Annotated in this window: 19 protein-coding genes and 1 pseudogene; 7 read left to right on the forward strand and 13 right to left on the reverse strand. The window is 72.2% G+C overall.

All coding sequences use genetic code 11. The features are described from left to right. Positions 1-578: 578 nt before the first annotated feature. The 3 genes from ACFVFQ_RS12875 to ACFVFQ_RS12885 all read right to left on the reverse strand — a co-directional run bounded on the left by ACFVFQ_RS12875 (position 579) and on the right by ACFVFQ_RS12885 (position 5,153). A complete protein-coding gene (locus ACFVFQ_RS12875; RefSeq protein WP_383413442.1) occupies positions 579-1,349 on the reverse strand; it encodes an NUDIX domain-containing protein in 771 nt (256 codons plus the stop codon). 47 nt (positions 1,350-1,396) lie between these two features. After that, the gene (locus ACFVFQ_RS12880) at positions 1,397-3,430 is read right to left on the reverse strand and encodes a glycogen debranching N-terminal domain-containing protein (protein ID WP_383413667.1); all 2,034 of its coding nucleotides are present in this window, start codon (positions 3,428-3,430) and stop codon (positions 1,397-1,399) included. Positions 3,431-3,608: 178 nt separating this feature from the next. Beyond that, positions 3,609-5,153 carry a DUF4192 domain-containing protein gene (locus ACFVFQ_RS12885; RefSeq protein WP_383413445.1) on the reverse strand — a complete coding sequence of 515 codons (1,545 nt, stop codon included), beginning with the start codon at positions 5,151-5,153 and terminating at the stop codon, positions 3,609-3,611. Between the two features lie 124 nt (positions 5,154-5,277). Here ACFVFQ_RS12885 and ACFVFQ_RS12890 point away from each other — a divergent pair, with 124 nt between their 5' ends. Both ACFVFQ_RS12890 and ACFVFQ_RS12895 read left to right on the forward strand, forming a co-directional pair. Then, positions 5,278-7,443 carry a RecQ family ATP-dependent DNA helicase gene (locus ACFVFQ_RS12890; protein WP_383413448.1) on the forward strand — a complete coding sequence of 722 codons (2,166 nt, stop codon included), beginning with the start codon at positions 5,278-5,280 and terminating at the stop codon, positions 7,441-7,443. 273 nt (positions 7,444-7,716) lie between these two features. After that, positions 7,717-8,313, forward strand: a pseudogene (locus ACFVFQ_RS12895) (hypothetical protein); the annotation flags it as partial. Positions 8,314-8,647: 334 nt separating this feature from the next. On the opposite strand, the gene ACFVFQ_RS12900 reads toward ACFVFQ_RS12895, so the two are convergent. From ACFVFQ_RS12900 to ACFVFQ_RS12920, 5 genes are all read right to left on the reverse strand, one after another. Then, positions 8,648-9,298, reverse strand: coding sequence for a hypothetical protein (locus tag ACFVFQ_RS12900; RefSeq protein ID WP_383413451.1), 651 nt, complete (start codon positions 9,296-9,298; stop codon positions 8,648-8,650). A gap of 69 nt (positions 9,299-9,367) precedes the next feature. Beyond that, positions 9,368-10,069, reverse strand: a complete 702-nt coding sequence (locus tag ACFVFQ_RS12905) for a ribonuclease HII (RefSeq protein ID WP_383413454.1) — start codon at positions 10,067-10,069, stop codon at positions 9,368-9,370. Between the two features lie 198 nt (positions 10,070-10,267). Further along, entirely contained in the window at positions 10,268-11,173 is a 906-nt protein-coding gene (locus tag ACFVFQ_RS12910) for an ADP-ribosylglycohydrolase family protein (protein WP_383413457.1), read from the reverse strand. A gap of 11 nt (positions 11,174-11,184) precedes the next feature. Beyond that, on the reverse strand, positions 11,185-11,844 hold the full coding sequence (locus tag ACFVFQ_RS12915) for a histidine phosphatase family protein (protein WP_383413460.1): 660 nt from the start codon (positions 11,842-11,844) through the stop codon (positions 11,185-11,187). Positions 11,845-11,930: 86 nt separating this feature from the next. Beyond that, positions 11,931-12,227: a hypothetical protein gene (locus ACFVFQ_RS12920; RefSeq protein ID WP_383413463.1), complete on the reverse strand. Its 297-nt coding sequence runs from the start codon at positions 12,225-12,227 to the stop codon at positions 11,931-11,933. Between the two features lie 121 nt (positions 12,228-12,348). On the opposite strand from ACFVFQ_RS12920, the gene ACFVFQ_RS12925 reads away from it, so the two are divergent. Continuing rightward, positions 12,349-13,056 carry a TetR-like C-terminal domain-containing protein gene (locus ACFVFQ_RS12925; RefSeq protein WP_383413466.1) on the forward strand — a complete coding sequence of 236 codons (708 nt, stop codon included), beginning with the start codon at positions 12,349-12,351 and terminating at the stop codon, positions 13,054-13,056. A 9-nt stretch (positions 13,057-13,065) separates the two neighbouring features. Here ACFVFQ_RS12925 and ACFVFQ_RS12930 read toward each other — a convergent pair whose 3' ends face one another. Continuing rightward, positions 13,066-13,671 (reverse strand): YdbC family protein, encoded by a 606-nt coding sequence (locus ACFVFQ_RS12930; RefSeq protein WP_383413469.1) that lies wholly within the window; start codon positions 13,669-13,671, stop codon positions 13,066-13,068. A gap of 1,089 nt (positions 13,672-14,760) precedes the next feature. Here ACFVFQ_RS12930 and ACFVFQ_RS12935 point away from each other — a divergent pair. After that, positions 14,761-15,282: a TerD family protein gene (locus ACFVFQ_RS12935; RefSeq protein WP_383413472.1), complete on the forward strand. Its 522-nt coding sequence runs from the start codon at positions 14,761-14,763 to the stop codon at positions 15,280-15,282. 85 nt (positions 15,283-15,367) lie between these two features. Here the strand turns inward: ACFVFQ_RS12935 and ACFVFQ_RS12940 are convergent, their stop codons facing one another. After that, positions 15,368-15,958 (reverse strand): CGNR zinc finger domain-containing protein, encoded by a 591-nt coding sequence (locus ACFVFQ_RS12940; protein WP_383413475.1) that lies wholly within the window; start codon positions 15,956-15,958, stop codon positions 15,368-15,370. A 312-nt stretch (positions 15,959-16,270) separates the two neighbouring features. Between ACFVFQ_RS12940 and ACFVFQ_RS12945 the strand changes: the two genes are divergently transcribed. Then, positions 16,271-17,572, forward strand: a complete 1,302-nt coding sequence (locus ACFVFQ_RS12945) for an MFS transporter (RefSeq protein WP_383413478.1) — start codon at positions 16,271-16,273, stop codon at positions 17,570-17,572. Between the two features lie 256 nt (positions 17,573-17,828). Then, positions 17,829-18,683 (forward strand): alpha/beta fold hydrolase, encoded by an 855-nt coding sequence (locus ACFVFQ_RS12950; protein WP_383413481.1) that lies wholly within the window; start codon positions 17,829-17,831, stop codon positions 18,681-18,683. 177 nt (positions 18,684-18,860) lie between these two features. Here ACFVFQ_RS12950 and ACFVFQ_RS12955 read toward each other — a convergent pair whose 3' ends face one another. Beyond that, complete coding sequence (locus ACFVFQ_RS12955; protein ID WP_383413484.1) at positions 18,861-21,743, reverse strand: vitamin B12-dependent ribonucleotide reductase; 2,883 nt, start codon at positions 21,741-21,743, stop codon at positions 18,861-18,863. Between the two features lie 124 nt (positions 21,744-21,867). Then, entirely contained in the window at positions 21,868-22,395 is a 528-nt protein-coding gene (gene nrdR / locus ACFVFQ_RS12960; protein ID WP_366331658.1) for a transcriptional regulator NrdR, read from the reverse strand. A 564-nt stretch (positions 22,396-22,959) separates the two neighbouring features. On the opposite strand from nrdR, the gene lexA reads away from it, so the two are divergent. Then, positions 22,960-23,757 (forward strand): transcriptional repressor LexA, encoded by a 798-nt coding sequence (gene lexA / locus ACFVFQ_RS12965; RefSeq protein WP_383413487.1) that lies wholly within the window; start codon positions 22,960-22,962, stop codon positions 23,755-23,757. Between the two features lie 155 nt (positions 23,758-23,912). Here the strand turns inward: lexA and ACFVFQ_RS12970 are convergent, their stop codons facing one another. Next, the gene (locus ACFVFQ_RS12970; protein WP_383413490.1) at positions 23,913-25,916 is read right to left on the reverse strand and encodes an ATP-dependent DNA helicase; all 2,004 of its coding nucleotides are present in this window, start codon (positions 25,914-25,916) and stop codon (positions 23,913-23,915) included. Positions 25,917-25,929: the final 13 nt, after the last annotated feature.

A 25,929-nucleotide genomic window follows, 5' to 3' on the forward strand; every position in this document is an offset into this window, starting at 1 on the left:
CAGCGATAAGTCGACAACGTCCTTGAAACGGGCGGGTGTTGGGGGATTCGGACCTGTCGCCGAGGTCGGGCCTCGGCCGCTGGCGGGAGGTGGTGGGTGCGTGCGAGGGGGGGTGGACTCGGCGTGACGAGCGTCGGGACTGGCGGTGGCGGACCACGGTCAGCAGAGCGGATGGACAAGGGAGTTGACGAGGGCAGCATCGTGCGCCTGGTGTTGTTCGGCGAGGGTGCGCGGAAGTTCGTGATGATTCGGTGGGTGCTGAAGTGACGGGCGGCCACCGGGGCGCCAAGTCGCCCTGAGGGGCGGGCTGCTGAGGTCGGTGTCTGTTGCTGCGGCTCTGAAGTCACCGAGGGCGGTGACTTCAGAGGCAGTTGGTTGACAGGCATGAGGAACTGCGCGCCTGGGCGGGCGTGATGGCGGCGGTGTGCTGCAACGGTGACCGGTGTGCGGGTTTCACCTCGGCGGGGAGGCAGTCTCGAACGCGTTGGTGCGACGGTTGCGGGCGTGCCTCGATGTCGGGCTCGCCCGTGGTTGGTTGTCGTACCGCGCTACCGGGGCGTGCGGGCGCGGATGGTGGGTCAGACCTCGGGGCGCAGCATCGGCGGGTTGAGGAGGGTCGCGCCGCCGGCGCGGAAGAGTTGGGCGGGGCGGCCGCCTTGGCGGGTGGTGGTGCCGCCGGTGGGGACCAGGAAGCCGGGGGTGCCGGTCACCTTGCGGTGGAAGTTGCGGGGGTCGAGGGCGACGCCCCAGACCGCCTCGTAGACGCGGCGCAGTTCGCCGACGGTGAACTCCTGTGGGCAGAAGGCCGTGGCGAGCGAGGAGTACTCGATCTTCGAGCGGGCGCGTTCCACTCCGTCGGAGAGGATGCGCCCGTGGTCGAAGGCGAGGGGCGCGGTCAGGTCGCCTTCACGGGCGTGGGTGTTGCCCTCCTGACCCAGGAGGGTTTCGACCGGGGCCCAACGCGCGCTGTGAGCGTCGCCACCGGCCCGGGGGGCCGGCAGGTCGGGGGCGAGGACGAGGTGCGCGACGCTGACCACACGCATGCGGGGGTCGCGCTTGGGGTCGCCGTAGGTGGCGAGTTGTTCGAGGTGCGCGCCGTACGCGGGGGGCGGGGTGCCCTCCGGAGGGCAGGCGTGCAGGCCGGTCTCCTCGGTGAGTTCCCGGGCGGCCGCCTCCGCAAGGTCCTCGTCGGCGCGCACGAATCCGCCGGGCAGGGCCCAGCGGCCCTGGAACGGCGGCTCGCCACGACGCACGGCCAGCGCGCACAGGGCGTGGCGGCGCACGGTGAGCACGACCAGGTCGACGGTGACAGCAAAGGGCGGGAAGGCCGACGGGTCGTAGGGAGGCATGTCGCGATCATAGTCGTCCGCCTGACGATAAACAGGCGTTGCGCCCCTCATGACCCCAGTTGCAGACCGTCCGCGGCCTCTTCGACCATGCCCATCCCGAGCCGGCTGATCCGGACGGCGAAGGGCTGCTCGGCGAGGGTGAGTCCGGTCAGTTGCATCGCACCAAGCGGGGCGTTGCCGAGTGGGCGGACGGCGACCGTTCGGGCCGGGACGTCCGGGCGCAGGCCGGCGAGGGCGATGAGTACGTGCACCGCGCCGGCGGCGGCGACGGCTGCAGGGCGGCAGGCCGCCGGGTGCGGGACGGGGACGGCATGGGTGGTGCGTTGTTCGCCCGCGAACATCTCGGGGAGGCGGTGACCGAAGCTCTCGGCGGCGTCGAGGAGGCCCCTGGCGAGGGCGCCGGCGGCGGCTTCGTGGCCGGCGACGGCCAGTCCCGCAACGGCGACGGCGGTTTCGTGGACGCGGACCGCTCCGCTGCGGTGGCCGAACGGGTTGTAGCCGCCCTCCTTGGCGCCGAGGCCGCGCAGGCCCCACCCGGTGTCTATGGCGGGGCCGCGGAGCAGGCGGGCGAGTTGGTCGGTCTGGGGTGCGTCCAGCAGACCGGGGGCGAAGGTTCCGCCGCCGCTCAGGCCGGTGTCGAGGAGGTGGGCGGCGCCGGCGCCGAGGTGCGGTACGGGGCGGCCGTCGTCGGTGAGCAGGGCGGCCGGGCGACCGCCGGTGCGGCCCTCCAGCCAGAAGTCGGTGCGGAAGCGGGCGCGCAGTTCCGCGGCCCAGTCGCGGAGCGCGGCGGCACCGGGTGATCCGCAGGCGTCGAGGAGGTCGGCGCCGAGGACTGCAACGCGATGGGCGTGGGCTTGGGTCTCGCAGCGGTAGGGGCCGTCGGGCGCGGGGTCGGGGAGGTAGCCGCCGCGGCCGCCGCCCCGTGGGTCGGTGGCCGTGCGGAGCCATTGCAGACAGCGTTCGGCGGCGGGCAGCAGGCGCTCGGTCTCCTGGTCGGGCAGGCCCCAGCGGCGGGCCTCGGCGAGGACCGCTGGGAAGAGGAGGGTCGCTTCGATGCCGGTGCAGCCAGGTGGGGCGTGGGGGCCGGCGTCTCGGAGGGGACCGGGAATTCGGCCGAAATCCGCCCCTGGGGTGGCCTGTTGGGTGCGGGCGAGGGTGCGCAGGGTGCTGGCGGCTAGCCGGGTGCCAAGGGGGAGCAGCATCCGGGCGGTCCACAGGGCCTCGGCGGGGGCGAGGCCGCAACGCCAGGGGAAGCCGCCGGCGACGAAGACGTCCGCGGGCAGGGCCGGGTCGCGCATGAGCAGCCCGTGCAGGTCGTCGAGGCTGCCGGCCATGAGGGCGTCGGCGCGCTGGTCGTCGCACTCCAGGCGGGCCGCGGACCAGGAGCGCGGCGGCCGTTCGTTGCGGGCGCGGGGCCCGGTGGCCCCGGTCCGCGGGCCTGGGACGGTGACGCGGCCAACCCGACCCGTCGGGGTCTGCGGGCCGCCCGTGTCGTATTCCAGGCGAGGTTGGAGTTCGATCGTGCGTCGGCCGCCGGGCGGTAGGTCCAACTCCCAGCGCAGCAAGCCCGCGGAGGCCAGGGCGTCCTGGGGGGCCGGGCTGGCCGTCAGCGCCGCGTGGGCTCCGCGACCGGACCAGCGCAGGCCGGATCCGTGGACGGCGGCGCGGAGTTCGGGACCGGGCAGGCCGACGGCGACGGCGCCGAGGTCCGCCAGGTCGGTGCCCAGGTGGATCTCGACCGGCAGCCGGACGGGCCGGGTGGCACTGCTGTGGAAGGTGATCCGTTCGGTGCCGTCGGCGAACCGCAGCCGTTCCATCCGGATCTCCGGATCCGGCCCGCGCTCGCCCGATCTGCGGATCACTCCGGTGAACCGGGCGCGGTCCGCGGCGACCAACCGCCCCTGGACGACGAGTGGTTCACCGCCCGCGGCGCGTACCTCGCAGCGGGCGAGGACCCGACGGCCGTCGCGGTAGCAGCCGTCCAGGCCCTGGCCGGTCAACTGCCCCGTCTCGGACGACACGGTGAGCGACGGCAGGGCCACGCAGACCAACGTGGCGTGGACGGGCTGCGGTTGGGGCATGCGGGCCGGCGGAACGCGCCGGTCTCCGGTGAGTCGTTGGGCCGGTGGGGTGGTGGGGACGATCCCTGGCACGCTCTGCGCTCCCTGGTGAGGTCGGGGCTCCGTACGGCCTGCGCCACCCAGCTGAACGGTGCGGCCGGCGCCCAGGTCACGCCGACCGCGCCGCATCCCCCCGCGGTCACCGCCGACTTCGGTCACCACCCCGTCCCGCTCGACGGCTTCCCGAGGCTCCGGTCGTGCGGGAGCCGGGGCCCGTGCCGCCCCGTGGGCCACGAGGGCGGGCAGTGCCTCCCGGGCGTGACGGTGTCGGCCGCTGCGCCGGACGTCGCCGGCCCGGTGGGGTCGTCTCGGCAGCACCAGAGTCCTCGGCCTCCTCCCGCTGCTCGCGCAGGCAGCGGCGCAACGGCTCAGGGTCCAGGCCCTCGTTGATGGCGCGGTGCAGCAGCTGGGCGAAGACGCAGTCGGGATCGACGGCCACGGCCCGGCTGAGGGCCACACGCGCGGAGGGACCGTCCGCCATGGACCAGCAGACCCAGCCGGTGAGGGTCAGGGGCGCCGCGGCGTGCTCGGCGTAGCCTCCGGCGCAGCGGCGGGCGAGGGCGCGCCAGACCCTGAGGGCCGCCGCGGCCTCGGGACCGTCCATCCATTCCGCGGCCCGGTCGCGGGTGGTGCGGTCCTGGAGGCCGAGGATGAGGGTGGCGGCTTCGGAGTCGGTGATCAGCGCGTCGTCGCAGGCGTCCCGGGCGCGGTTGCTGCCGGTGGGGGTGTCCTTGCGGAACCGTTGGATCATCGCGGCGGCCAGTTCGAGGGTGTCCCGTTGGACGACGGAGGCGCCGTCCGGTCGGAACATCCGCGGCAGGAGTTCGGCGGCCGCGTCGTCCAGCGCCTTCTCCTGGTCAGCGCCGCGCGGTCCGGTGCGGGGCGCCAGGCGGGCCTCCATCTCCTTGAGGGAGCCGCGCACCTGCATGCCGGCGTAGGAGGCGGCCGCCGCCATCACGGACGTGCCGGGCAGGAGCAGGGGCGTGCCGTCGGCGGGGCAGCAGCGGTAGTCGGGGCAACAGTAGGACCAGAAGCGGCCGTTGGAGAGGCAGAGGGCTTCGAGGACCGGGACGTCCAGGGCGCCGCAGGCGGTGCGCAGTCGCTGGGCCAGCGGCCGGAGGCGCTCCTTGACGTCCCGGCCGCTCTCCCCCGGGGCCGGTTCCTGGCAGAGGAAGACGAGGATGCCGACGAGGCTTCCGGAGCGCTTGCGGGCGCCGGAGATCAGGCAGTCGGCGAGCTGGTCGCTGACATCGGGCCAGTGGGACGGGTCGGTGGGGATGCCGAGGCGGAGCCGGCCGCCGAAGCGGGCGCGCTCGCCGTGCAGGGCGACCATCACGATGCTGTCGTCCGGATAGAAGCCCAGGAGGTAGGGCAGCGCGTCGGCGAGGTCCGCGGGGCCGCGGAGGATGACCTGCGGCTCGGTGGGCGGGCTCGCGGCCGGGTCGGTGGAGCTGGGCGGGGCCGGGGACGCCGAGGCGTCCCTGGGGGCAGTCGGGTCGGTGGGCTGGCCGTCCGCACCGCAGGAGAAGGTGGGGCCGGGCGGGTCGTAGGGGGTGGGCGGGGAGGTCGCGGTACCTGCGTCGTGGTGATTGGGATCAACGCGGTCGGCGTTGTGGTCGGTGTTGTGGTCGTGGGTCTGGGAGGCGTCGTTGCTGGACTCGTGCGGTTCGCTGTGCGGATTCATGGCTCGAAGATCCCGCGGTCGAGCGGCGTTCCGCGACCCCTGTGGATAACTCGCGGCTTCGCGGTTTTCCACAGCCTGCGGCGGGGGTTCGCGCGATGTCAGTGGCATCGGGTTGCATGGGGGCATGAGCAACGAAGACCTGCGTGCCGCGGCCGATGCCGTCCTTCGCCGACTCGTCGGGGATCCCGACGGGGTGGCCCGGCTGCGTGAAGACCAGTGGCGGGCGATCGAGGCGCTGGTCGCCGAGCACCGCCGGGCCCTGGTCGTGCAGCGCACCGGCTGGGGCAAGTCGGCGGTCTATTTCGTCGCGACGGCGCTGCTGCGAGAGCGCGGCAGCGGGCCGACGGTGATCGTCTCGCCGCTGCTCGCGCTGATGCGCAACCAGGTCGAGGCGGCCGCGCGGGCCGGCATCCGGGCGCGCACCATCAACTCCGCCAACACCGAGGAGTGGGACACCGTCCAGGCCGAGGTGGCGGCCGGTGAGGTCGACGTCCTGCTGGTGAGTCCGGAGCGGCTCAACAACCCCGACTTCCGTGATCAGGTGCTGCCCAAGCTGGCGGCGGCCACCGGGCTGCTGGTGGTGGACGAGGCACACTGCATCTCCGATTGGGGCCATGACTTCCGCCCGGACTACCGGCGGCTGCGCACGATGCTGGCCGACCTCCCGCCCGGCGTCCCGGTGCTCGCGACGACCGCGACGGCCAATGCCCGGGTGACGGCCGATGTCGCCGAGCAGTTGGGGACGGGCGGGGGCACCGCGGAGGCCCTGGTGCTGCGCGGTCCGCTGGATCGGGAGAGCCTGAGCCTGGGCGTGCTGCCGTTGCCGGACGCCGCGCACCGGCTCGCCTGGCTCGCGGACCATCTGGACGAACTGCCGGGCTCGGGGATCATCTACACCCTCACCGTCGCGGCTGCCGAGGAGGTCACCGCGTTCCTGCGGCACCGGGGTCATGTGGTCGCGTCGTACACCGGCAAGACGGAGAACGCCGACCGTCAGCAGGCCGAGGACGATCTGCTGGCCAACCGGGTCAAGGCGCTGGTGGCCACGTCCGCCCTGGGGATGGGGTTCGACAAGCCCGACCTGGGGTTCGTGGTGCACCTGGGTTCGCCGTCGTCGCCGATCGCGTACTACCAGCAGGTGGGCCGGGCCGGTCGCGGCGTCGAGCATGCCGAGGTGTTGTTGCTGCCGGGCCGGGAGGACGAGGCGATCTGGAAGTACTTCGCCTCGCTGGCGTTCCCGCCGGAGGAGCAGGTGCGGCGGACGCTGGACGTACTGGCGGCGGCGGGGCGGCCGGTGTCGCTGCCGGCACTGGAGCCGCAGGTCGAACTCCGGCGCTCCCGCCTGGAGATCATGCTCAAGGTGCTCGATGTGGACGGTGCCGTCCAGCGGGTGAAGGGCGGTTGGACGTCGACCGGTCGGCCGTGGGCGTACGACGCGGAGCGCTATGCGTGGGTGGCGCGGCAGCGGGAGGCCGAGCAGCAGGCGATGCGGGAGTACGCGGCGGCGTCCGGGTGCCGGATGGAGTTCCTGCGGCGGCAGTTGGACGACGAGGCGGCGGCCCCGTGCGGCCGGTGCGACAACTGCGCTGGGCCGCGGTTCACGACGGAGGTGTCCGCCGGATCGCTGGACGCGGCCCGCGGCGAACTGGGCCGCCCCGGTGTGGAGGTGGAGCCACGGCGGATGTGGCCCACGGGGCTGCCGGCCGTCGGCGTCGACCTCAAGGGGCGCATCCCGGCGGGCGAACTGGCTGCGACGGGACGGGCGTTGGGGCGGTTGTCAGACATCGGGTGGGGCAATCGCCTGCGACCGATGCTGGCCCCGCAGGCGCCGGACGGGCCGGTGCCCGACGATGTGGCGGCCGCGGTGGTGACGGTGTTGGCGGATTGGGCCAAGGGGCCCGGAGGTTGGGCTTCGGGCGCGGCGGACGCCCCGGCGCGCCCAGTCGGCGTGGTCTGTCTCGGCTCGCACAGCCGCCCGCAGTTGATCCGCTCGCTGGCCGAACGGATCGCCGCGGTGGGCCGGATGCCGTTCCTGGGGACGGTGGCCTCGCTCGACGACGGCCCGGGGCCGGGGATTCCACGGAGCAACAGCGCCCAGCGACTGAGGGCCCTGCACAGCACGCTGTCGCTGTCTCCGGAGCTGTCGGGGGCGCTGGCGTCGGCGAACGGCCCGGTGCTTCTGGTGGACGACTACGCCGACACGGGTTGGACGTTGGCGGTGGCCGCCCGGCTGTTGCGGAGGGCCGGGGCCGGCGCGGTGTTCCCACTAGTTCTGGCCGTGCAGGGCTAGTTGATGTCGAGGGGGTGGTTCTGATGGGGGTGGACGGGAAGGGAGGGGTGTCCGGGCTTCAGAGGCGGTTGCGACGGGCAGGAATGCCGGTGGCGCAGCGGGCATTTCCGGCCGGGCGCGGTGAACTGCTCGTTGCCGCATACCAGTACGAGCCGCGAGAATGGGAAGTGCTTCCCGGTATCCGGCCGTTCGCGGCCCGCCTGGGGCGTGCCGTGGTGCGCCGGTGCGACGGGGCGCGGCCCGTAGCGCGGACGCGTAGACGAAGGGAGGACGATGACCTTCGGATTCGCCCGGCCCCCGCAAGAACCGCCGCCCGAGTCGGACGGCTCCAGCGCCCGAGGGGGACGGCTGCTGGAGTTGGCGGAGTGGGCCTCCGCCGGAATTCCGCTACTGCGCGCGCCCCGTGAGGTGGTCGCCGATCTGCACGCCCGTCATCTTCCGGGGATCGGCACGGTGATCGTGGCGGTGTTGGACCCTCAGGAACGGGTGATCGCCAGCGCGTCGTTCGACGAGCCGACGACGGCCCCCGATGGCTGGGCGTACCGCAACGCGCTGTTGGCGCAGCTGCGCCGGATCATCCCGCACGATCTGCGGCTACGCGTTCCGATCCGGACCGCGGTCTTGCTCCACTGCCGGAAGGGCGAGCCCCGTTGGACGGAGGCGGACGGCGCGTGGATGTGGGGCCTGCGGGACGCCTGCACCCTGCATGGGCTCCGCTGTGGGGCGTATATCGCGCTGAACCGGGACCGTTGGCAGGTGTTGGGCGAGGTGCGGGGTGGGCGGCTGCCCAGGGCGCCCACCCCCACGAAGCCTGAGGCCGGGTCGTACGCGATGCGGAGCGGCCCGCACCGCGAAGCGGCCGGCGGGGACGGGGCGTTGGAGGTCACCACCGGGGCGTCCACCTCGGAGGGCGTCGTTCCCTTGGGGGCCGCGCCTCAACACGTCCCGCGGGCCGAGGAGGGGCAGGCCGTTGCCCAGGGGCGGCCGTCCGGCCCGGGCCCGGTGGCCCCGCAGCGCGTCCCGACGGTGCGGGCGGCGCCGGGTGAGCAGCCGCGCAACGGCCGGGGCACGCCCCGGCGTTCAGGAGGCGGCACGACGGAAACGCGACGGCGCACGGTGGCCCGCTGACGCCGCTGCGGTGTCCGGGCGCGCGAACGAGCCCGACCGGCCATGAGGCCGGCGGGCCGTGTCGGGCTGATGGTGGTCAGGCGTTCGCGCCGAGCACGGCGTTGATCCGCTGCGGGTCGCCGCAGACGATCAGCAGCGCTCCGGCACGGGCCATCGCGGCGGGCAACGCCCGCGCGGTGGCCTCGTCGTGGCCCCCGTTGACGGCGACGACCACGACGGGCCGCCCGGTGATGCGTTCGGCGCCGGCGTCCGCGTAGAACACGTCGTCGGCAGCGTCGTGCTGCGCCCAGTAGGACGCCTCACCGAAGGACAGTTCGTGGGCCGCCCACGGGTGGTTCTCACCGGTGGTCAGCACCAGGATCTCGCCCGGTGCGCGGCCGGAGTCCAGGAGCAGGTCGACGGCCTCGTCGGCGGCGTCGATGGCTCCTTCGATCGGTGCCGGGATCAGCTGGAGTTGGGCACCCTCGGCGGCGCCGGCCGCGGCGACGGGAGGCTGCGGGGAGCCGGTGCGCTGCGCCGGCGGGGCAGGAACCGACCCGCGGGGCGGGGCGGTGGGGCCGGGCTTGCCCGGACGGGCGCTGGACGCGGGGGCGCCTCGCGGCGGGGCGGGGCGGGGACCGGGGCCAGGGACGGGACGGGGGGTCGACGCGGCGCGGCCGGCGGCCGGAGTTGCGCGGGGACCCGGGACACTCTCGTGAATCTGAGGCTCCTCGGGGATGAGAGGCATAAAGGGATGTCTATCAAACGTAGGTACGGAACATTGACAGCGGGTACCGAAATTCCCGCCTCGCTCCGCTCAGAAGTCGAAGCCGAGTTGGCCACCGGCCTCCAGAGCGGCTGCTTCGGGGGTGACACGCACCTTCTTGAGGTGCTGCCACCGGGGCAGGGCGTCCATGTAGGACCACGACACCCGGTGGTACGGCGTGGGGCCGTACTCCTCCAGGGCGGTGCGGTGGGTCGGCGAGGGGTAGCCGGCGTTGGCCGCGAAGTCGAAGTCGGCGTACTCCTGGCCGAGTTCGGCCATCATGGTGTCCCGTCGCACCTTGGCGATCACGGACGCGGCAGCGACCGCGATGCAGGACTGGTCGCCCTTGATGACCGTCCGGACCCGCCACGGCGCGCCCAGGTAGTCGTGCTTGCCGTCGAGGATGATCGCGTCCGGTTGGACCGGGAGCGCCTCCAGTGCGCGCACGGCGGCGAGCCGCAGTGCCGCGGTCATTCCCAGGGCGTCGATCTCCTCCGGTGAGGAGTGCCCCAGGGCGTACGAGGTGACCCAATTGGCGAGCACGTCGCAGAGTTCGGTGCGGCGCTTGGGGGTCAACAGCTTGGAATCGGTGAGTCCGTCCGGTGGCCGGCGCAGACCGGTGACGGCGGCGCAGACGCTGACCGGACCGGCCCAGGCTCCGCGCCCGACCTCGTCGATCCCTGCGACGATCTTGGCGCCCGTGGTGGCGCGCAGTGATCGCTCGACGGTGTGGGTGGGAGGCTCGTACGGCATGGCGCCAGCCAGATTACGCCTATTCGGCGCCGCCGTCCGCACCGGATCCGGACCTGGGCTCCGTGGACGCCGATGGCGGGCCCGATGTGCCGGTCCGAGGCGGCCGGCGGCGGGTGGGTCGAGGGGCGCGAGCGAGCGCGGGAGGGCGACTACCAGGGCGCGAACTGGCCGATGGGGGCGGCCAGTTGTGACGCGAGGTCAGAGGGCGGGGGCCCAGGCGGGGAGCGGCTCGGTGTGGTCGAGCCATTCCTGCGGCGGGGCGCCCTCGGGAGCCGCGGCGACGATGCCGCCGACGATGCCGCAGGTGGTGTCGACGTCACCGCCGGCCCGGGCGGTGGTCCAGATCGCCTGCGCGAAGTCGCCGAGGTTGCGGGCGGCGGCCCAGAGGGCGAACGGCACGGTGTCGTGGGCACTGGTGCGACGCCCGCAGCCGAGGACCGCGGCGACGGTGCCGGGGTCGGCGTAGTCGAGCATGTCGCGGGCCCGGCGCAGACCGGCCTGTACGGCGCTGCGCGGAATCAGGGCCAGTACGCCGTCGATGAGGGCCTCGGGGCTCAGCGCGCGGGCGGGGTCGGCGACCAGGGCGGCCGCGGCGGCCACGGCCATGGCGCCGACGACGGCCTCGCGGTGTTGGTGGGTGGGGTAGGCGGAGATCTCCGCCTGGTGGGTGGCCTGCTCGGGATCGTCGGCGTACCAGGCGCCGAGAGGGGCGATGCGCATGGCGGCGCCGTTGCCCCAGGAGCCATGGCCGTTGAAGAGCGCGGCGGCCAACTCGCGCCAGTCGCCGCCCGCGCGGATCTGGCGGAGGAGGCGGTCGACGACCGGGCCGTAGTCGCGGCCGGCGTCGTGGTGCTCGGCCAACGAGCGGGCCAGGGCGTCCTGGTCGACGCGGTGGTGCGTGGTGAGGATGGCCAGGACGGAGCAGGCCATCTCGGTGTCGTCGGTCCACCGCCAGGGGGCGGGCGGCAGCTCGCGGCGTTTAAGGGAGGGGTAGTGGGCGGGGACGAAGAACTGTGCTCCGAGGGCATCGCCCACGGAGAGGCCGCGCAGGCTCGCCAGAGCCCGCGCGCAGCGGTCCGCGTCACGGGGATCAGGGGTCGTCATCGCAGTGCACTTTAACCGGTGACCCCGTACGGCTCGGGCTCACACCAGCGGTCGAAGGGGCGGTCGAGGGCGTACCGGCCGTCGGGGCCGAGGAGCAGGGTGCGCCATTCGGCGTTGTCCGGGTTGGACAGCGATTCGAAGTCGGCGACCGACCAGTGGAACCACCGCATGCAGAACAGCCGCATGGTGAGACCGTGCGTGACGATCAGGACGTTGGGCGGGTGGCGGGGGTCCTCGAAGCTGCGCCAGAGGCTCTCCAGGAAGGCCCCGACCCGGTCGTAGACGTCGGCGCCGGACTCGCCCTGCGCGAAGCGGTAGAAGAAGTGACCGTAGGCGTCGCGGTATGCCTTCTGCCGCCGGACGTCGTCGCGGTCCTGCCAGTTGCCCCAGTCCTGTTCGCGCAGTCGGGGCTCCTCGCGAACCCGGACCTTCTCGGGGTCCAGGCCGAGACTCCGGAAGGTCTGATGGGTGCGGCGATACGGCGAGACGTAGGCGGAGATCCGCTCGTCGCCGAACAGCTCGCGCAGCCTGCGGCCGGCGGCCTCGGCCTGGCTCCGCCCGGTGGCGGTCAGCGCGAGGGCGTGGTCGGGCTCGCGCTCGTAGACGGTGTCGTCGACGTTCCCCACGGACTCGCCGTGGCGGAGCAGGACGATGCGTCGGGGCCGTGCCATGCGGCCAGCGTAATTCGCCTGCCCTGTACATGCCGGGTGCGGCGGCGGGGGCGCCGACCCGGGCACGGCGGCCCGCGCCGCCCGTTTCAGCAGACGACGAGAGTGGGGCGGCCGCCGCGTATTTCGTACCGGAGGTCGCCGAAGCGGCGGCGCTGCAGGCGGCCGTGGGAGGCGACGGCCAGGGCACCGAGCCAGGCCGTGCGGGCTTCCTCCAGCTCCTCAACGAGGGCGGTGGCGATGCGCCGGAGGAAGCCTCGATCGCGGAAGAGGACGATGCCGAGGTGCGCGAGGAGGGCCTTCTCCAGCCAGTCGAGGACGACGCCGAGGAGCGAGCGGTCGGCGCGGGGCTTGGCGACGTGGTGCAGGGAGATCTGGGTGGGCACGTGATCCTCCAGGTGATGCACGCGGGTGCGCCGGGCGACACCGCCGGAACAGCAAATGCAACTTGAATTGCGTTACGATGAGAGTGCCACACTCCCCGAACTAACGCAATAGGAGTTGCAGTTGACCGGTGATACCGAGAAGCCGCAGGCCGGGAGCAGCGCCCCGGCGGCCGCTTCCGCCCCCGGCACCCGGCGCCCCGGCGGCCGTACGGCCCGCACCCGGTCCGCCGTCCGCGACGCCGTGCTGACCGGTCTCACCGAACTCGGCTATCCCGGGCTGACGGTCGAGTACGTCGCCGAGCACTCCGGGGTACACAAGACCACGCTCTACCGCCGCTGGGGCGACCTGGAGGGGTTGATCGCCGACGCTCTGGACCTGGCGGGCGAGGACAGTTGGCTGCCGCCCGACACCGGGTCCCTGGAGGGGGATCTGCGCGCCCTGGCCCGCGAGGTCGTCACCTCGTTCACCGACCCCGCGGCGGGCGCCTCCGGCTCCGCGATGATCGCGGCCGGCTTCCAGTCGGAGCGGGCGGCCTCGGCGCTGCGCGCCTACTACGCCGAGCGGTTCGCGCGCTGCGAGGCGGTAGTGGAGCGCGCCGTGCAGCGCGGGGAGCTGCCGAGCGGCGAGGGTGCCGTCGTCGACGCCGGGGCGCTGGTCCGGGCCGTGCCCGCCCCGCTGCTCTTCCGGCTCTTCATCACCCGGGAGGCGGTCGACGAGGCGCTCGCCGACCAGGCCGCCGCGGCGGCGTTGGCGGCGGCGCACGCGGGGGTCTTCACCCGCGTCCGGTCGGCCGGTGGCGCGCCCAACTCCCCTGAGCAAACGGGCTGATCAGCGGGGTCACACCGTCCAGGAGGGTTCGAGCTGCACCACGTCGCCCGCGATCGCCTGGACGTCGGCGGCTATCTGGGCCCGCAGCGCGAGGCGTTCCACTCGCTCCGGGCGGTACTTGCCGCGCTCGGCCGCCGACTGCCACATGGACAGGACCAGGAACTCCTCGCCCGGAGCCCGCCCGACCATCCCCCGGAGCATGCCGGGCGACCCGGCCATCGCCGGGTTCCAGACCTTCTCCTGCATGAGCACGAAGTGGTCGACCCGCTCCGGGCGCACCCGGCAGTGCGCCAGCCGCAGCACGTCCGCGTCCCCGAAGGCGGGCCGGAACCCCACCTTCACGTCGAATTCGTGCTCGAACAGCCGCACTTGGCCGTCCTTGTAGGTGCCGGTCTGGGCGGCCGCCAACCGGTCGTGCGAGCGCGCCATGAAGGAGTCGTAGAACGCCCGGCTCTCCCAGAAGCCGACCAGGTGGGCCACGCCGGGTCGGGACCGGCTCCACCCCCCGGCCTGCCCCCGGAAACCGGGCTCGCCCAGGAGCCCGGCCCATTTCCGCTGCCCCCGTTCGAACCCTCGGCGGTCCACGACGGTAAGGCGAATCCACTTGACCAGCACCGCGCCATGGTACGGCCCGCGGACCGGCCGATCCGCTGCACATCGGACCCCAACCAGCCCGAACTCCCTTACGTCCGCGGATCGATGGGAATCGGCACTCCGGGATCCGCCCCGCCCCTGTGCCGCGCGCGAGGCACAGGCCCTCCCCGTCGGCGCGCGGTACGCCGGCTTCCCCTTCTCCGCACACCTCGTAGCCAACATCCCGGAACGCGTCCGCGGCACTCCCGATTGCCGCGCGCGAGGCCCGGGGGGGGACGCCGCGACCGTCCGGAGCAGCCACCACCGCCACCTTGTGGGGACGCGGCAACGGCTCGCCGTAGGGGGCACCGGGACCCCCTTCGGAGCACGCGGTGCGGCAACGCCGTCGCCCCCACTGGTGCCGCCCGGAGTGACCCCGGCCGACAGGGGGTTGACGGTGTCCCCGTAGCGGACGCTGCGGGTATGCGCGCATGGACGAACTCCAGGCCCTGTTCATCTGGTTGATCGGGCGGGGCTACCGGGGTCGCCGCTCCGGGGCAGGCCGCCCGCGCCCTCCTCGCCCTCACCGACGCCTCACCACTCACGTCCTCAGCGGCCGCCGATCCCCCGCCAAAGCCCTGGACGCCCTCGACGGTCGGCTCACCTGCCTGTGAAGCGAGGCGGGGCGGCAATGGATCCAGGCATCGGATGGCCGGGAGGGCACTGGTACGTGGCGGGCGGCGAGCCGCGGGGTGTCCTGGTGCAACTGCCCCCGACACTTGGAGACTTGTCGACACCTCAAGCTGACCCCACCGGCTCACCGACCCACCACCTCTCGCCAGCTCACCGACCCACTGCCATACCGCCCCACCGGCTCACCGGCTCACCGCAATCCGAAACAATCCGCGCCGCAGCGGAGGCAATGCACTCATTGCACCGAAGTGCATTGCGCATTGCACCGACGATCAATCGGCGGATTGCGCCGGCATGCGAACGCCCCTGGCCGGCCGTGCACTTCAGGGGCCGGTGTCCAAGCGAGCGTGGGACCATGGAGAAACACGGGGAAATTCCGGGGCAGTTGTCTGCGGAACTCGCGGACTTCAGTCACGGAAGCTGACGGAAGGGAGCCCGGTGAACACGTTCAACAAGGGCATCGAGAAGGTCGTGGTGGCGCTCGGCTGGGACCCCAGCCCCATCGGCGAGCCGGACATCGACCTGGACATCATCGCGGCAACGTACTCGGCGGATGCACCGCACGGGGAGCCGGCCTACCTGGTGCACTTCGACAGCCGGTCACCGGACGGAACCATCACCCTCAACCGGGACAGCCGCACCGGCCAAGGGTTCGGCGACGACGAGGTGTTGACGCTGGAGTTGAGCCGGGTGTCCGAGCGCTACTCCCGCGTCGTGGTGGGCGTGGTGATCCAACAGGCGCACGGCCGGAAGGTCTTCGGCGAGGTGGAGAACACCCTCGTCGAGGTCCGCGAGGGGTACACCAAGCTGGCGCGGAACGACTTCGCCGGAGTCGAGGACGCGACGGCGGCGGCGGTCGCCGAGTTCGTCCGGGACGCCCACGGCGAATGGCGGTTCCAGCACGTGCTGCGCGGGTTCGACACCGATCCGGAGACCTTCACCAGGGTGATGGGGAACTGACCGGTACGGACACGGATAGCGGGGTGGCAGGGCCGGCCTGAGCCGCCCCCCAACCCGCTATCCCGTTGCCCGGCGCCCCGTCCCGTCACCCGCCGGACTTCTTGCGACGACGGTGGGCCGCGACCCGTTCCCTGGTGGCGCAGGCCGACGAACAGTAACGGCGGGCGCTTCCCGGACCCGCCCCCAGGTAGAGGGTGGCGCAACCGGACGCCGCGCACTCCCCCCAGGTAACGCGGCCGTACTCGGTCAGGATCTGGGCCAGCGCCAGGGCGCTGGACGCCAGGAACCAGTCGGCCCAGCCCGCCTCGTCGCCGCGGTCGACGTGCAGGTGCCAGGGGTGCCCGTCGTGCCGGGAGAGCCGCGGACGAGCCCCGCAGGCGGCCAGCAGCGCGTTGAGGGCGTGGGCGGCCCGATCGGTGTCGGTCTCGGTGAGAAGGTCGGCGATCCGGGCCGCGGCGCCGCGGAGTTGATCGGCGTCGCGCTCCGAGAACGCCTGCTCGGCGAGATCGTCGGGCCCCTCCCCATGGCGTGCGAGGAGTTCGACGAGGGCGGCACGGGGTAGGTCCGGCGCCGCCCGGACGGCGTTGGCCAGATCGATCAGCCGGTCGGCCGGCCGGAAGCCGTGCCGCGGGCCGCCGCCACCGAGGTCGATGCCGGTGCCAGTGCCAGTGCCCATGCCGCTCGTACTACCCCTTGCCTTCTTGTGCCTGGCGTCGCCCGAGGTGTGGGGGTGCATCGCCCCATCCGTTCCGTGCGGTTCGTGTGGTTCGTGTGGTTCGTGCACCTGCGTTGCTTCCGTAGCTTCCACTGTTTCCGTGCCGCTGCTGTCCCCTGTGGCCGTTCCCGCAACCGTCCCCAACTGATGCTGCGGGGGCTGCCGTTAAGGATTGCGGCTGACTGACCACACCCCCTCCCTCCCGCCTCCCCTTGCGTACCGTAACGCCTTATATTCATAAACCGTTACCCCATCGTCGGAGGGAGGCCGGCCGTGGACCTCACCCGTAGCCGTCCCGGGTTACCGCGCTATCTGGCCGTTGCACTGTTCGCGCGGCTGGCCGAGGAGGGCATGGCCGTGGCGGCGGTGCTGTTGGCGCTCGCCCGTACCGGGAGCGCCGCCCAAGGGGCGTTCGTCCTCGCCGCCTGGATGGCACCGCACGTACTTGCCGCTCCCCTGGTGGGCACCCTCGCCGGGCGCACCCGACGACCTCGGTTGTTCCATCTCGCGGCCCTGGGCGGGTTCGCCGCGGCCATCGCCGCGTTGGCGCTGCTCACCGGGCGCGCCCCCGTACCAGTGACGCTGGCCGTGGCCCTCCTCGGCGGCTGCTGCGGCCCGGTGGTGTCCGGCGGACTGTCGGGACTCGTAGCCGACTTGGTTCCCGAGGGACCGGCGCGCGACCGCGCCTACGGGCTGGATGCCGCGGTCTACAACGCCGCCTCGGTCGCCGGTCCGGCCGTCGTCAGCGTGCTGGCCGCGCTGTGGTCACCGGGCCCGGCGATGGGGCTCCTCGCCGGGGCGGCAACGGTCGCCGCCGCGCTGTCCCTCGGCCTCTTCCGCGGGCGCGAGCGACCCGGCGCCCGTCCACAACACGACGGGCCCGGCACGGCCGCCGTACGGCCCGGGACCGCCGCCGGCCTGTCCGCCGTGGTCCGCGTCCGGGAGCTGCGGGCGATCACCGCCGCCACCTGCCTGGCGTTCGTCGGGATCGGCGGACTGACCACCACCACGGTGCTGCTCGCCGCCCATCGTGGCCATCCGGGCAGCGGCGGCGCCCTGATGACCGCGTTCGCCGCAGGAGCGCTCACCGGGGCGCTGGCGGTGGCCCGGTGGCGGCCCCGCGTGACATCCCAACTGATGGCCACGGTTTCCCTGTTGGGCACCGGGGCGGCGCTCGCTGCCGCCGCGTTGGTGCCGTGGCCCGAGGCCGTCGTGGTGCTGTTCGTCGTGGCCGGGCTGTGCGACGGGCCGTTGCTGACCGCGACGTTGCGGATCCGGGCCGACCACGCCCCGACTGCCGTACGAGCGCAGGTGTTCACCCTGGGAGCCGGCCTGAAGATCACGGCGGCGGCCTGCGGCGCGGGCCTCACGGGGCTGACCACGGCACTACCGCCGCCCACCCTGCTCCTGGCGATCGCCGCCCTCCAGATCGCGGCGGCGCTGCTCCACACGCTCCTCCTGGCGAGCAGCCGACGCCCCACCCCAGCCGAGAACAACGACAACCCAACTCAGGACAGTCCAACTGAGAACAGCCCACCTAAGGGCGGACGGCTTAACCAAGGACAACCCCATTAACCAAGGACAACCCCACTGAGGGCGGAGCGACACAAGCGCACTCGGGAACGGTCCACTACGGGCCGCTACGGTCCACTAGGGGCACCTCACCCCCAACAGAAACCCCAACACCCCACCCCCTAAAGCAATTTCCGCCCCACTCCCCACCACCTTTCTCACCAGTTCCCACCACTCCCACTCCCCCACCCTGACCAGCCACCTCATCACCTCCCATAACCACTTGCCCCGCCCTTCACCCCCGTCCAGGATTACGGCCATGCCAGTCTTCACCGCGGTCGACGGGACCGTGCTCGCCTATCACGTCCAGGGAAAGGACAAAGGCGAACCCCTGCTCTGCCTCCCCGGCGGCCCCATGCGCGCCTCCGCCTATCTCGGCGATCTGGGTGGCCTGGCGGAGCACCGCAGATTGATCCGGCTCGATCTGCGCGGCACCGGCGCGTCCGGCATTCCCGCCGACCCGGCGACCTACCGCTGCGACCGACAGGTGGATGACGTCGAGGCGCTCCGCGCACACCTCGGTCTCGAATGCGTCGACGTCCTCGCGCATTCCGCGGCCGGTGATCTCGCCCTGCTTTACGCCGCCCGTTTTCCGGCGCGGGTCCGCAGCCTCACCCTGGTCACCGCCCGGGCGCGCGCCCTCGGTGTCGACTTCACCGAGGCGCACCGTCGGGAGGCGGCCGCGCTGCGATCCGCCGAGCCGTGGTTCCCGGCCGCCCGCCGCTCCTACGAGGCGGTCTGGTCCGGCACCCCCACGGAGGCCGACTGGGACGCCATCGCCCCGTTCTTCTACGGGCGTTGGGACAAGACGGCCCACGCGCACGCCGCCAGCGAGGTCCCGCAGACCAACGAGGGTGCGGCCGAGCGGTATGCGTCCGCCGGCGCCTTCGAGCCGGCCGCGACCCGGGCCGCCCTGGCGGCGCCGGCGGCGCGACGGGTGCCGGTGCTGCTCCTCGTAGGCGAGTTGGACGGTGGCCCGTTGCCCCGCGTCGCCGCGGAGATCGCCGCACTCCTGCCCGGCGCCACGGTCGTCGTCCAACCGGGCGCCGGCCACTTCCCGTGGCTCGACGACCCGGAACGCTTCACCCGGACCGTCACCCAGTTCCTCCCCTAAGCCACGCGTCGCGCACACCACACGCCACACGCCACACACCAGGCGCGCAGATTCACGCGGACCCCACCCACGCCAAAGCGGCGGAGCCCGGTTTCTCACCGGACTCCGCCGCCCTGGTAGTGCTCAACTCATGCCCGGCGACCGCTCATCGGCCGCCGCCCCATCGGGGCTCCGGGCTCAGCTGCAACCGCTGGTCGAGCCGCAGCCCTCGCACAGGTAGCAGCTACCGGCCCGCTGCATCTTGGTGCCGCAGGAGAAGCAGAGCGGGGCGTCCGCGTTGATGCCCAGCTGCATCTCCACCAGTTCGGCGTTGGTGTGCGCCTGCTTGGGGGCCGGCGCGGCGCTCTCCTCGACGACCTGGTTCGACGAGCCGGACTGCTTGGGCGCCTCGACCTTCGGGGCCGACTGGGCCAGGCCCTCGACGTCGACCTCGTCCTCGGGCAGCTCGTACGAACCGGTCTCCAGGTGACGCTGACGCTCCTCGACGGAGTGGATGCCCAGCGCCGAGCGGGTCTCGAACGGCAGGAAGTCCAGCGCCAGTCGGCGGAAGATGTAGTCGACGATCGACTGCGCCATCCGCACGTCCGGGTCGTCGGTCATGCCGGCCGGCTCGAAGCGCATGTTGACGAACTTCGAGACGTAGGTCTCCAGCGGCACGCCGTACTGGAGGCCGACCGACACCGCGATGGAGAAGGCGTCCATCATGCCCGCGAGGGTCGAGCCCTGCTTGGACATCTTCAGGAAGACCTCGCCGAGACCGTCGTCCGGGTAGGAGTTGGCGGTCATGTAACCCTCGGCGCCACCGACCGTGAAGGAGGTGGTGATGCCGGGACGGCCCTTCGGCAGGCGCTTGCGGACCGGGCGGTACTCGACGACCTTCTTCTCGGCGGGCTGCTCGGCGGCCTCGGCCTTCTTCTCCTCCTCCTTCTTCTTGGCGGAGAGCGGCTGACCGACCTTGCAGTTGTCGCGGTAGATCGCCAGCGCCTTCAGGCCGAGCTTCCAGCCCTGGTAGTAGACGTCCTCGATCTCCTCGACGGTGGCCGACTCCGGGACGTTGACCGTCTTGGAGATCGCACCGGACAGGAACGGCTGGGCCGCGGCCATCATGCGGACGTGACCCATCGGGGAGATGGAGCGCTCGCCCATGGCGCAGTCGAAGACCTCGTAGTGCTCCGGCTTGAGGCCGGGGGCGTCGATGACATTGCCGTGGTCGGCGATGTGGGCGACGATCGCCTCGACCTGCTCGGGCTGGTAGCCGAGCCGCTTGAGCGCCTTGGGGACCGTGTTGTTCACGATCTGCATGGAGCCGCCGCCGACCAGCTTCTTGAACTTGACCAGCGCCAGGTCCGGCTCGACGCCGGTGGTGTCGCAGTCCATCATCAGGCCGATGGTGCCGGTGGGGGCCAGCACCGACGCCTGGGCGTTGCGGAAGCCGTTCTTCTCGCCGAGGCGCTGCACGTCCTGCCACGCCTCGGTGGCCGCCGCCCAGACCGGGTTGTCCAGGTCGTCCATGCGCTTGGCCGCGGCGTTGGCGTCCGCGTGCTGCTTCATGACGCGCTTGTGGGCGTCGGCGTTGCGGGCGTAGCCGTCGTACGGGCCGACGATGGCGGCCAGTTCGGCGGAGCGCTTGTAGGAGGTGCCGGTCATCAGCGAGGTGATGGCACCGGCCAGGGCACGGCCGCCGTCGGAGTCGTAGGCGTGACCGGTGGCCATCAGCAGGGCGCCGAGGTTGGCGTAGCCGATGCCCAACTGGCGGTAGGCGCGGGTGGTCTCGCCGATCTTCTGGGTCGGGAAGTCCGCGAAGCAGATCGAGATGTCCATGGCCGTGATGACCAGCTCGACGACCTTGGCGAACCGCGCGGCGTCGAAGGACTGGTTGCCCAGGTCGTCGTCGCGGAGGAACTTCAGGAGGTTGAGCGAGGCGAGGTTGCACGAGGAGTTGTCCAGGTGCATGTACTCGCTGCACGGGTTGGACGCGGTGATGCGGCCCGACTCCGGCGAGGTGTGCCAGTGGTTGATGGTGTCGTCGTACTGGATGCCGGGGTCGGCGCAGGCCCAGGCGGCCTCGGCCATCTTGCGGAAGAGCGACTTGGCGTCGACCTCCTCGATGACCTCACCGGTGAGCCGGCCGCGCAGGCCGAAGTTGGCGCCGGTCTCGACGGCCTTCATGAACTCGTCGTTCACGCGGACCGAGTTGTTGGCGTTCTGGTACTGGACGGACGCGATGTCGTCGCCGCCCAGGTCCATGTCGAAGCCCGCGTCGCGCAGCGCGCGGATCTTCTCCTCTTCCTTGACCTTGGTCTCGATGAACGCCTCGACGTCGGGGTGGTCGACGTCGAGGACGACCATCTTGGCCGCGCGACGGGTGGCGCCACCGGACTTGATGGTGCCGGCGGAGGCGTCGGCGCCGCGCATGAAGGAGACCGGGCCGGAGGCGTTGCCGCCGGAGGAGAGCAGCTCCTTGGAGGAGCGGATGCGGGAGAGGTTCAGGCCGGCACCGGAGCCGCCCTTGAAGATCATCCCCTCTTCCTTGTACCAGTCCAGGATCGACTCCATGGAGTCGTCCACGGAGAGGATGAAGCAGGCGCTGACCTGCTGCGGCTGCTTGGTGCCGACGTTGAACCACACCGGGGAGTTGAAGCTGAAGATCTGGTGGAGCAGGGCGTAGGCCAGCTCGTGCTCGAAGATCTCGGCGTCAGCCGGGGAGGCGAAGTAACCGTTCTCCTCACCGCCCTTGCGGTACGTCTTGACCACGCGGTCGATGAGCTGCTTGAGGCTCGACTCGCGGTTGGGGGAACCCACCGCGCCGCGGAAGTACTTGCTCGTGACGATGTTGACCGCGTTCACCGACCAGAACTCGGGGAACTCGACGCCACGCTGCTCGAAGTTGACCGAGCCGTCGCGCCAGTTGGTCATGACGACGTCACGGCGCGCCCACTCGACCTCGTCGTACGGATGCACGCCGGGGGTGGTGTGGATGCGCTCGATGCGCAGACCCTTGCTCGCCTTGCTGCCCTTGGCGCGGGAGCCTCGTGCCGGGCCGCTCGTCGTCTCTGTCATTCCGCCTCCCTGTATACGGGCAAACGCCCATATGTGCACACAAATTCCGTGGCACGGTGTATGTCTTTCCGGAGTCGGGACGCCCTGCTCTCGTCCCGGCTCAGGTCTGGATGCTCGCCGAGCTCTAGTCGGCAGCGGTGGCGGGCACGGGAACGACCGGCTCGCCGGCCTCCTCGTCAGCCCCGCCGTGCGCGGGCGGCCCCTGCTCGCGCTGCTCGCGCAGCTCGGCGATGGCCGCCTCGAAGTCCTCAAGTGAGTCGAACGCCCGGTAGACGGACGCGAAGCGCAGGTACGCGACGAGGTCGAGTTCCTGCAGCGGGCCCAGTATGGCGAGCCCGACGTCATGGGTGGTCAGTTCGGCGCTGCCGGTGGCGCGCACCGCCTCCTCGACCCGCTGGCCGAGCTTGGCGAGGGCGTCCTCGGTGACCGGACGACCCTGGCACGCCTTGCGCACGCCCGCGATGACCTTGGTGCGACTGAAGGGCTCGGTGACCCCGCTCCGCTTGATCACCATCAACGACGCCGTCTCGACGGTCGTGAAGCGGCGGGAGCAGTCGGGGCACTGGCGCCGGCGGCGGATCGCCGTCCCGTCGTCCGTGGTGCGGCTGTCGACGACCCGGCTGTCCGGGTGCCTGCAGAAGGGGCAGTGCATGGCTCCACCCTCCTCAACCCTCGGAAACGGACGCACGCCAAAGAGAACCGGCGTACGACGACGGACACCTCCGGCCGGTCCCTGCGGGCCCTTCGGAGCAGCCACCAGCATAGGCGATCCCTGGGGCCCGACGGACCCGGCACCACAACTTGTAGGCGGCCGACCGCATCTAAGCACTAGATGTGGTGTCGGGCCGCTTATATCTGCCTACCGCGTGTCGCGTTGGCGGTGCGGGTGCGGGCCGTCCAAGAGGGTACGGGAAGCCACCCGGCGCGGGGGCCGGAGGGGCGGGGATGACACAATCGGCGACGCCGCGGCGGACCGTCGTCGCGGCGTCGTCGGCCGCCCTTTCCCGGCGGGTTCCGGACGGCATTCCGGAGCGGAATCCAGAGGGGAATCCGAGGCCGGGCACCCCGGGGCTCCGAATTGCCATTCGGCTATACACCGCACTGCTAGATCAGGTCAGCCAATCGCGGAATTTTTCACTCGAACGTGTGTTTGGCGCAACCTTTCGAAAGCAACTACCGTTGGCTAACTAGGGAGAACATTTCGAGAGGGGCCGACGTGACCACCACCGCAGACAGCGCGACCATCACCGCACAAAGCCACTCCCAGAGCCGATTCGAGCAACCGCAAAGGGCACCGCGGCCGATGGACGAGACCACGTCGGACTCCGAAGAGCACAAGCCCACCCGCTCGTTGCCGGGTCGCCCTCCGGGTATTCGTGCCGACAGCTCCGGGCTCACCGACCGCCAGCGCCGGGTGATCGAGGTGATCCGGGATTCGGTGCAGCGGCGCGGCTATCCGCCGTCGATGCGAGAGATCGGCCAGGCCGTCGGGCTCTCCAGCACCTCCTCCGTCGCACACCAGCTGATGGCCCTGGAACGGAAGGGCTTCCTCCGGCGCGACCCGCACCGCCCGCGGGCGTACGAGGTCCGCGCCTCGGACCAGCCGACGAGCACGGCGACGGAGACCGCCGGCAAGCCCGCCGCGTCCTACGTCCCGCTGGTCGGCCGGATCGCGGCCGGCGGCCCGATCCTGGCCGAGGAGTCCGTCGAGGACGTCTTCCCGCTCCCCCGCCAACTGGTCGGCGACGGCGAGCTGTTCGTGCTGAAGGTCGTGGGCGACTCGATGATCGAGGCGGCCATCTGCGACGGCGACTGGGTCACCGTCCGCCGCCAGCCGGTCGCCGAGAACGGCGACATCGTCGCTGCCATGCTCGACGGCGAGGCCACCGTCAAGCGCTTCAAGCGCGAGGACGGCCATGTGTGGCTGCTGCCGCACAACGCCGCGTACCAGCCCATCCCCGGCGACGAGGCGACCATCCTCGGCAAGGTGGTCGCGGTGCTGCGCCGGGTCTGAGGCCGCCCACGACCGGGCCCCGGGACGGAACCACTGCGCCGGTTCCGTCCCGGGGCTCTGTACTGTCCGGCCTCTGTACTGCGTACTGTCCGGCCTCTGTACTGCGCGGGAGGCGCTGCCGCGGGGCCCGTCGCGCTCCCCCGGTCCCGCCTCCGCTACTTCTCCGCCGCCTCGGCCTCCTTGGCCGCCTGGTCGATGCGGGCCAGCGAGCGGCGGACCTGATTCCGGTCGGTGGTGTACCAGAAGTCCGGCATGGACTTGCGGAGGAAGGAGCCGTAGCGGGCCCGCTCCACCCGCGGGTCCAGCACCGCGACCACGCCGCGGTCGCCGGTGGCCCGGACCAGACGGCCCGCGCCCTGGGCCATCAGCAGCGCGGCATGGGTCGCCGCGACCGCCATGAAGCCGTTGCCGCCGGCCTCCTCCACGGCCTTCTGCCGGGCGCTCATCAGCGGGTCGTCCGGCCGCGGGAACGGCACCCGGTCCATCACCACCAACTGGCAGTTGGGGCCCGGGACATCCACGCCCTGCCACAGCGACAGCGTGCCGAACAGACACGTCCGGGCGTCCGCGGCGAACGTCCGGATCAGCTCGCCGAGCGTCTCCTCGCCCTGGAGCAGGACCGGCATGTCCAGCCGGCCGCGCATCGCCTCCGCCGCGGCCTGGGCACCCCGCATCGAGGAGAACAGCCCCAGCGTCCGGCCGCCGGCCGCCTCGATCAGATCCGCCAGCTCGTCCAGCATGTCGTCGCGGCTGCCCTCCCGGCCGGGCTGGGCGAGGTGCTTGGCGACGTAGAGGATGCCCTGCTTGCCGTAGTCGAAGGGCGAGCCGACGTCCAGGCCCTTCCACACCGGCTCGTCCTCGCCCGCGGTGCCCTCCGGGCCCAGGCCCAACGAGGCGGCCACGCCGTTGAAGTCGCCGCCCAGCTTGAGGGTGGCGGAGGTCAGCACCACGGAGCGGTCGGTGAACAGCTTCTCCCGCAGCAGGCCGGAGACCGACAGCGGGGCCACCCGCAGCGAGGCGCCGCTGAATCGATAGGCGGCTCCGCCGCGGGGCTCATGGCGCTCGTACCAGACCACGTCGTACTCGGAGCCGTTGGCGATCCGCTCGGCGACGTCGTGGACGTTCTCCACCGAGGCCAGGGCCTGCTTGCGGACGGCGTCCTCGTCCTGGACGGACTTGTCGCGGGTGGAGCCGAGCGCGACGATCACCGTGCGGGCGGCGTCCCGCAGCGCCATCAGGCAGTACCCCAGCTCCTCGGGGATCTCCTCCAGGCGGCCGGGCAGTGCCAGCTCCATCAGCCGCTCGAAGGTCTCGGCGGCGGTCTGGAGCTGGTCGGCGGCCTTCTCGTTGACCAGCTTGGCGGCGCGGCGGACCGCGCGGTTGACCTGGCCGGGGGTGAGCTCGCCGGTGGCCACGCCGGTGACCCGGGAGACCAGCTCGTGGCCCTCGTCGATGATCAGCACCTCGTGCTGCGGCAGGACCGGGGCGCCCTCGATGGCGTCGATCGCCAGCAGCGCGTGGTTGGTGATCACCACGTCGGCCAGCTTGGCCCGCTCCCGGGCCGCCTCGGCGAAGCACTCCGCGCCGTACGCACACTTCGACGCGCCCACGCACTCCCGGGACGAGACCGACACCTGGCCCCAGGCGCGGTCGGAGACGCCGGGGGTCAGGTCGTCGCGGTCGCCGGTCTCCGTCTCGTCCGCCCAGTCCCGCAGCCGCAGCAGGTCCTGGCCCAGCTTGCTGGTGGGCGCCGCCTGCTCGAAGACGTCGAAGAGGCCGTCCTCCTCGTCCTGCGGGGCGCCCTCGTGGAGGCGGTGCAGACAGACGTAGTTGGAGCGCCCCTTGAGCATCGCGAACTGCGGCCGGCGGCGCAGCTGCGGATGCAGCGCCTCGACCGTCCGCGGCAGATCGCGCTCGACGAGCTGGCGCTGGAGGGCGAGGGTGGCCGTGGCGATCACCACGCGCTCACCATGGGCCAGCGCCGGCACCAGATAGCCGAGGGACTTTCCGGTGCCGGTGCCGGCCTGTACCAACAGGTGGGCGTTGTCGTCCACGGCCTCGGCGACGGCCTCGGCCATGGCCACCTGGCCGGGCCGCTCGGTGCCGCCGACGGCGGTGACGGCGGCATGGAGCAGATCGGGGAGAGAGGGCTTCGTCATAGCGTCTGCAAGC

The sequence above is a fragment of the Streptomyces sp. NPDC057743 genome, from assembly GCF_042798755.1.
Lineage (GTDB): Bacteria > Actinomycetota > Actinomycetes > Streptomycetales > Streptomycetaceae > Streptomyces.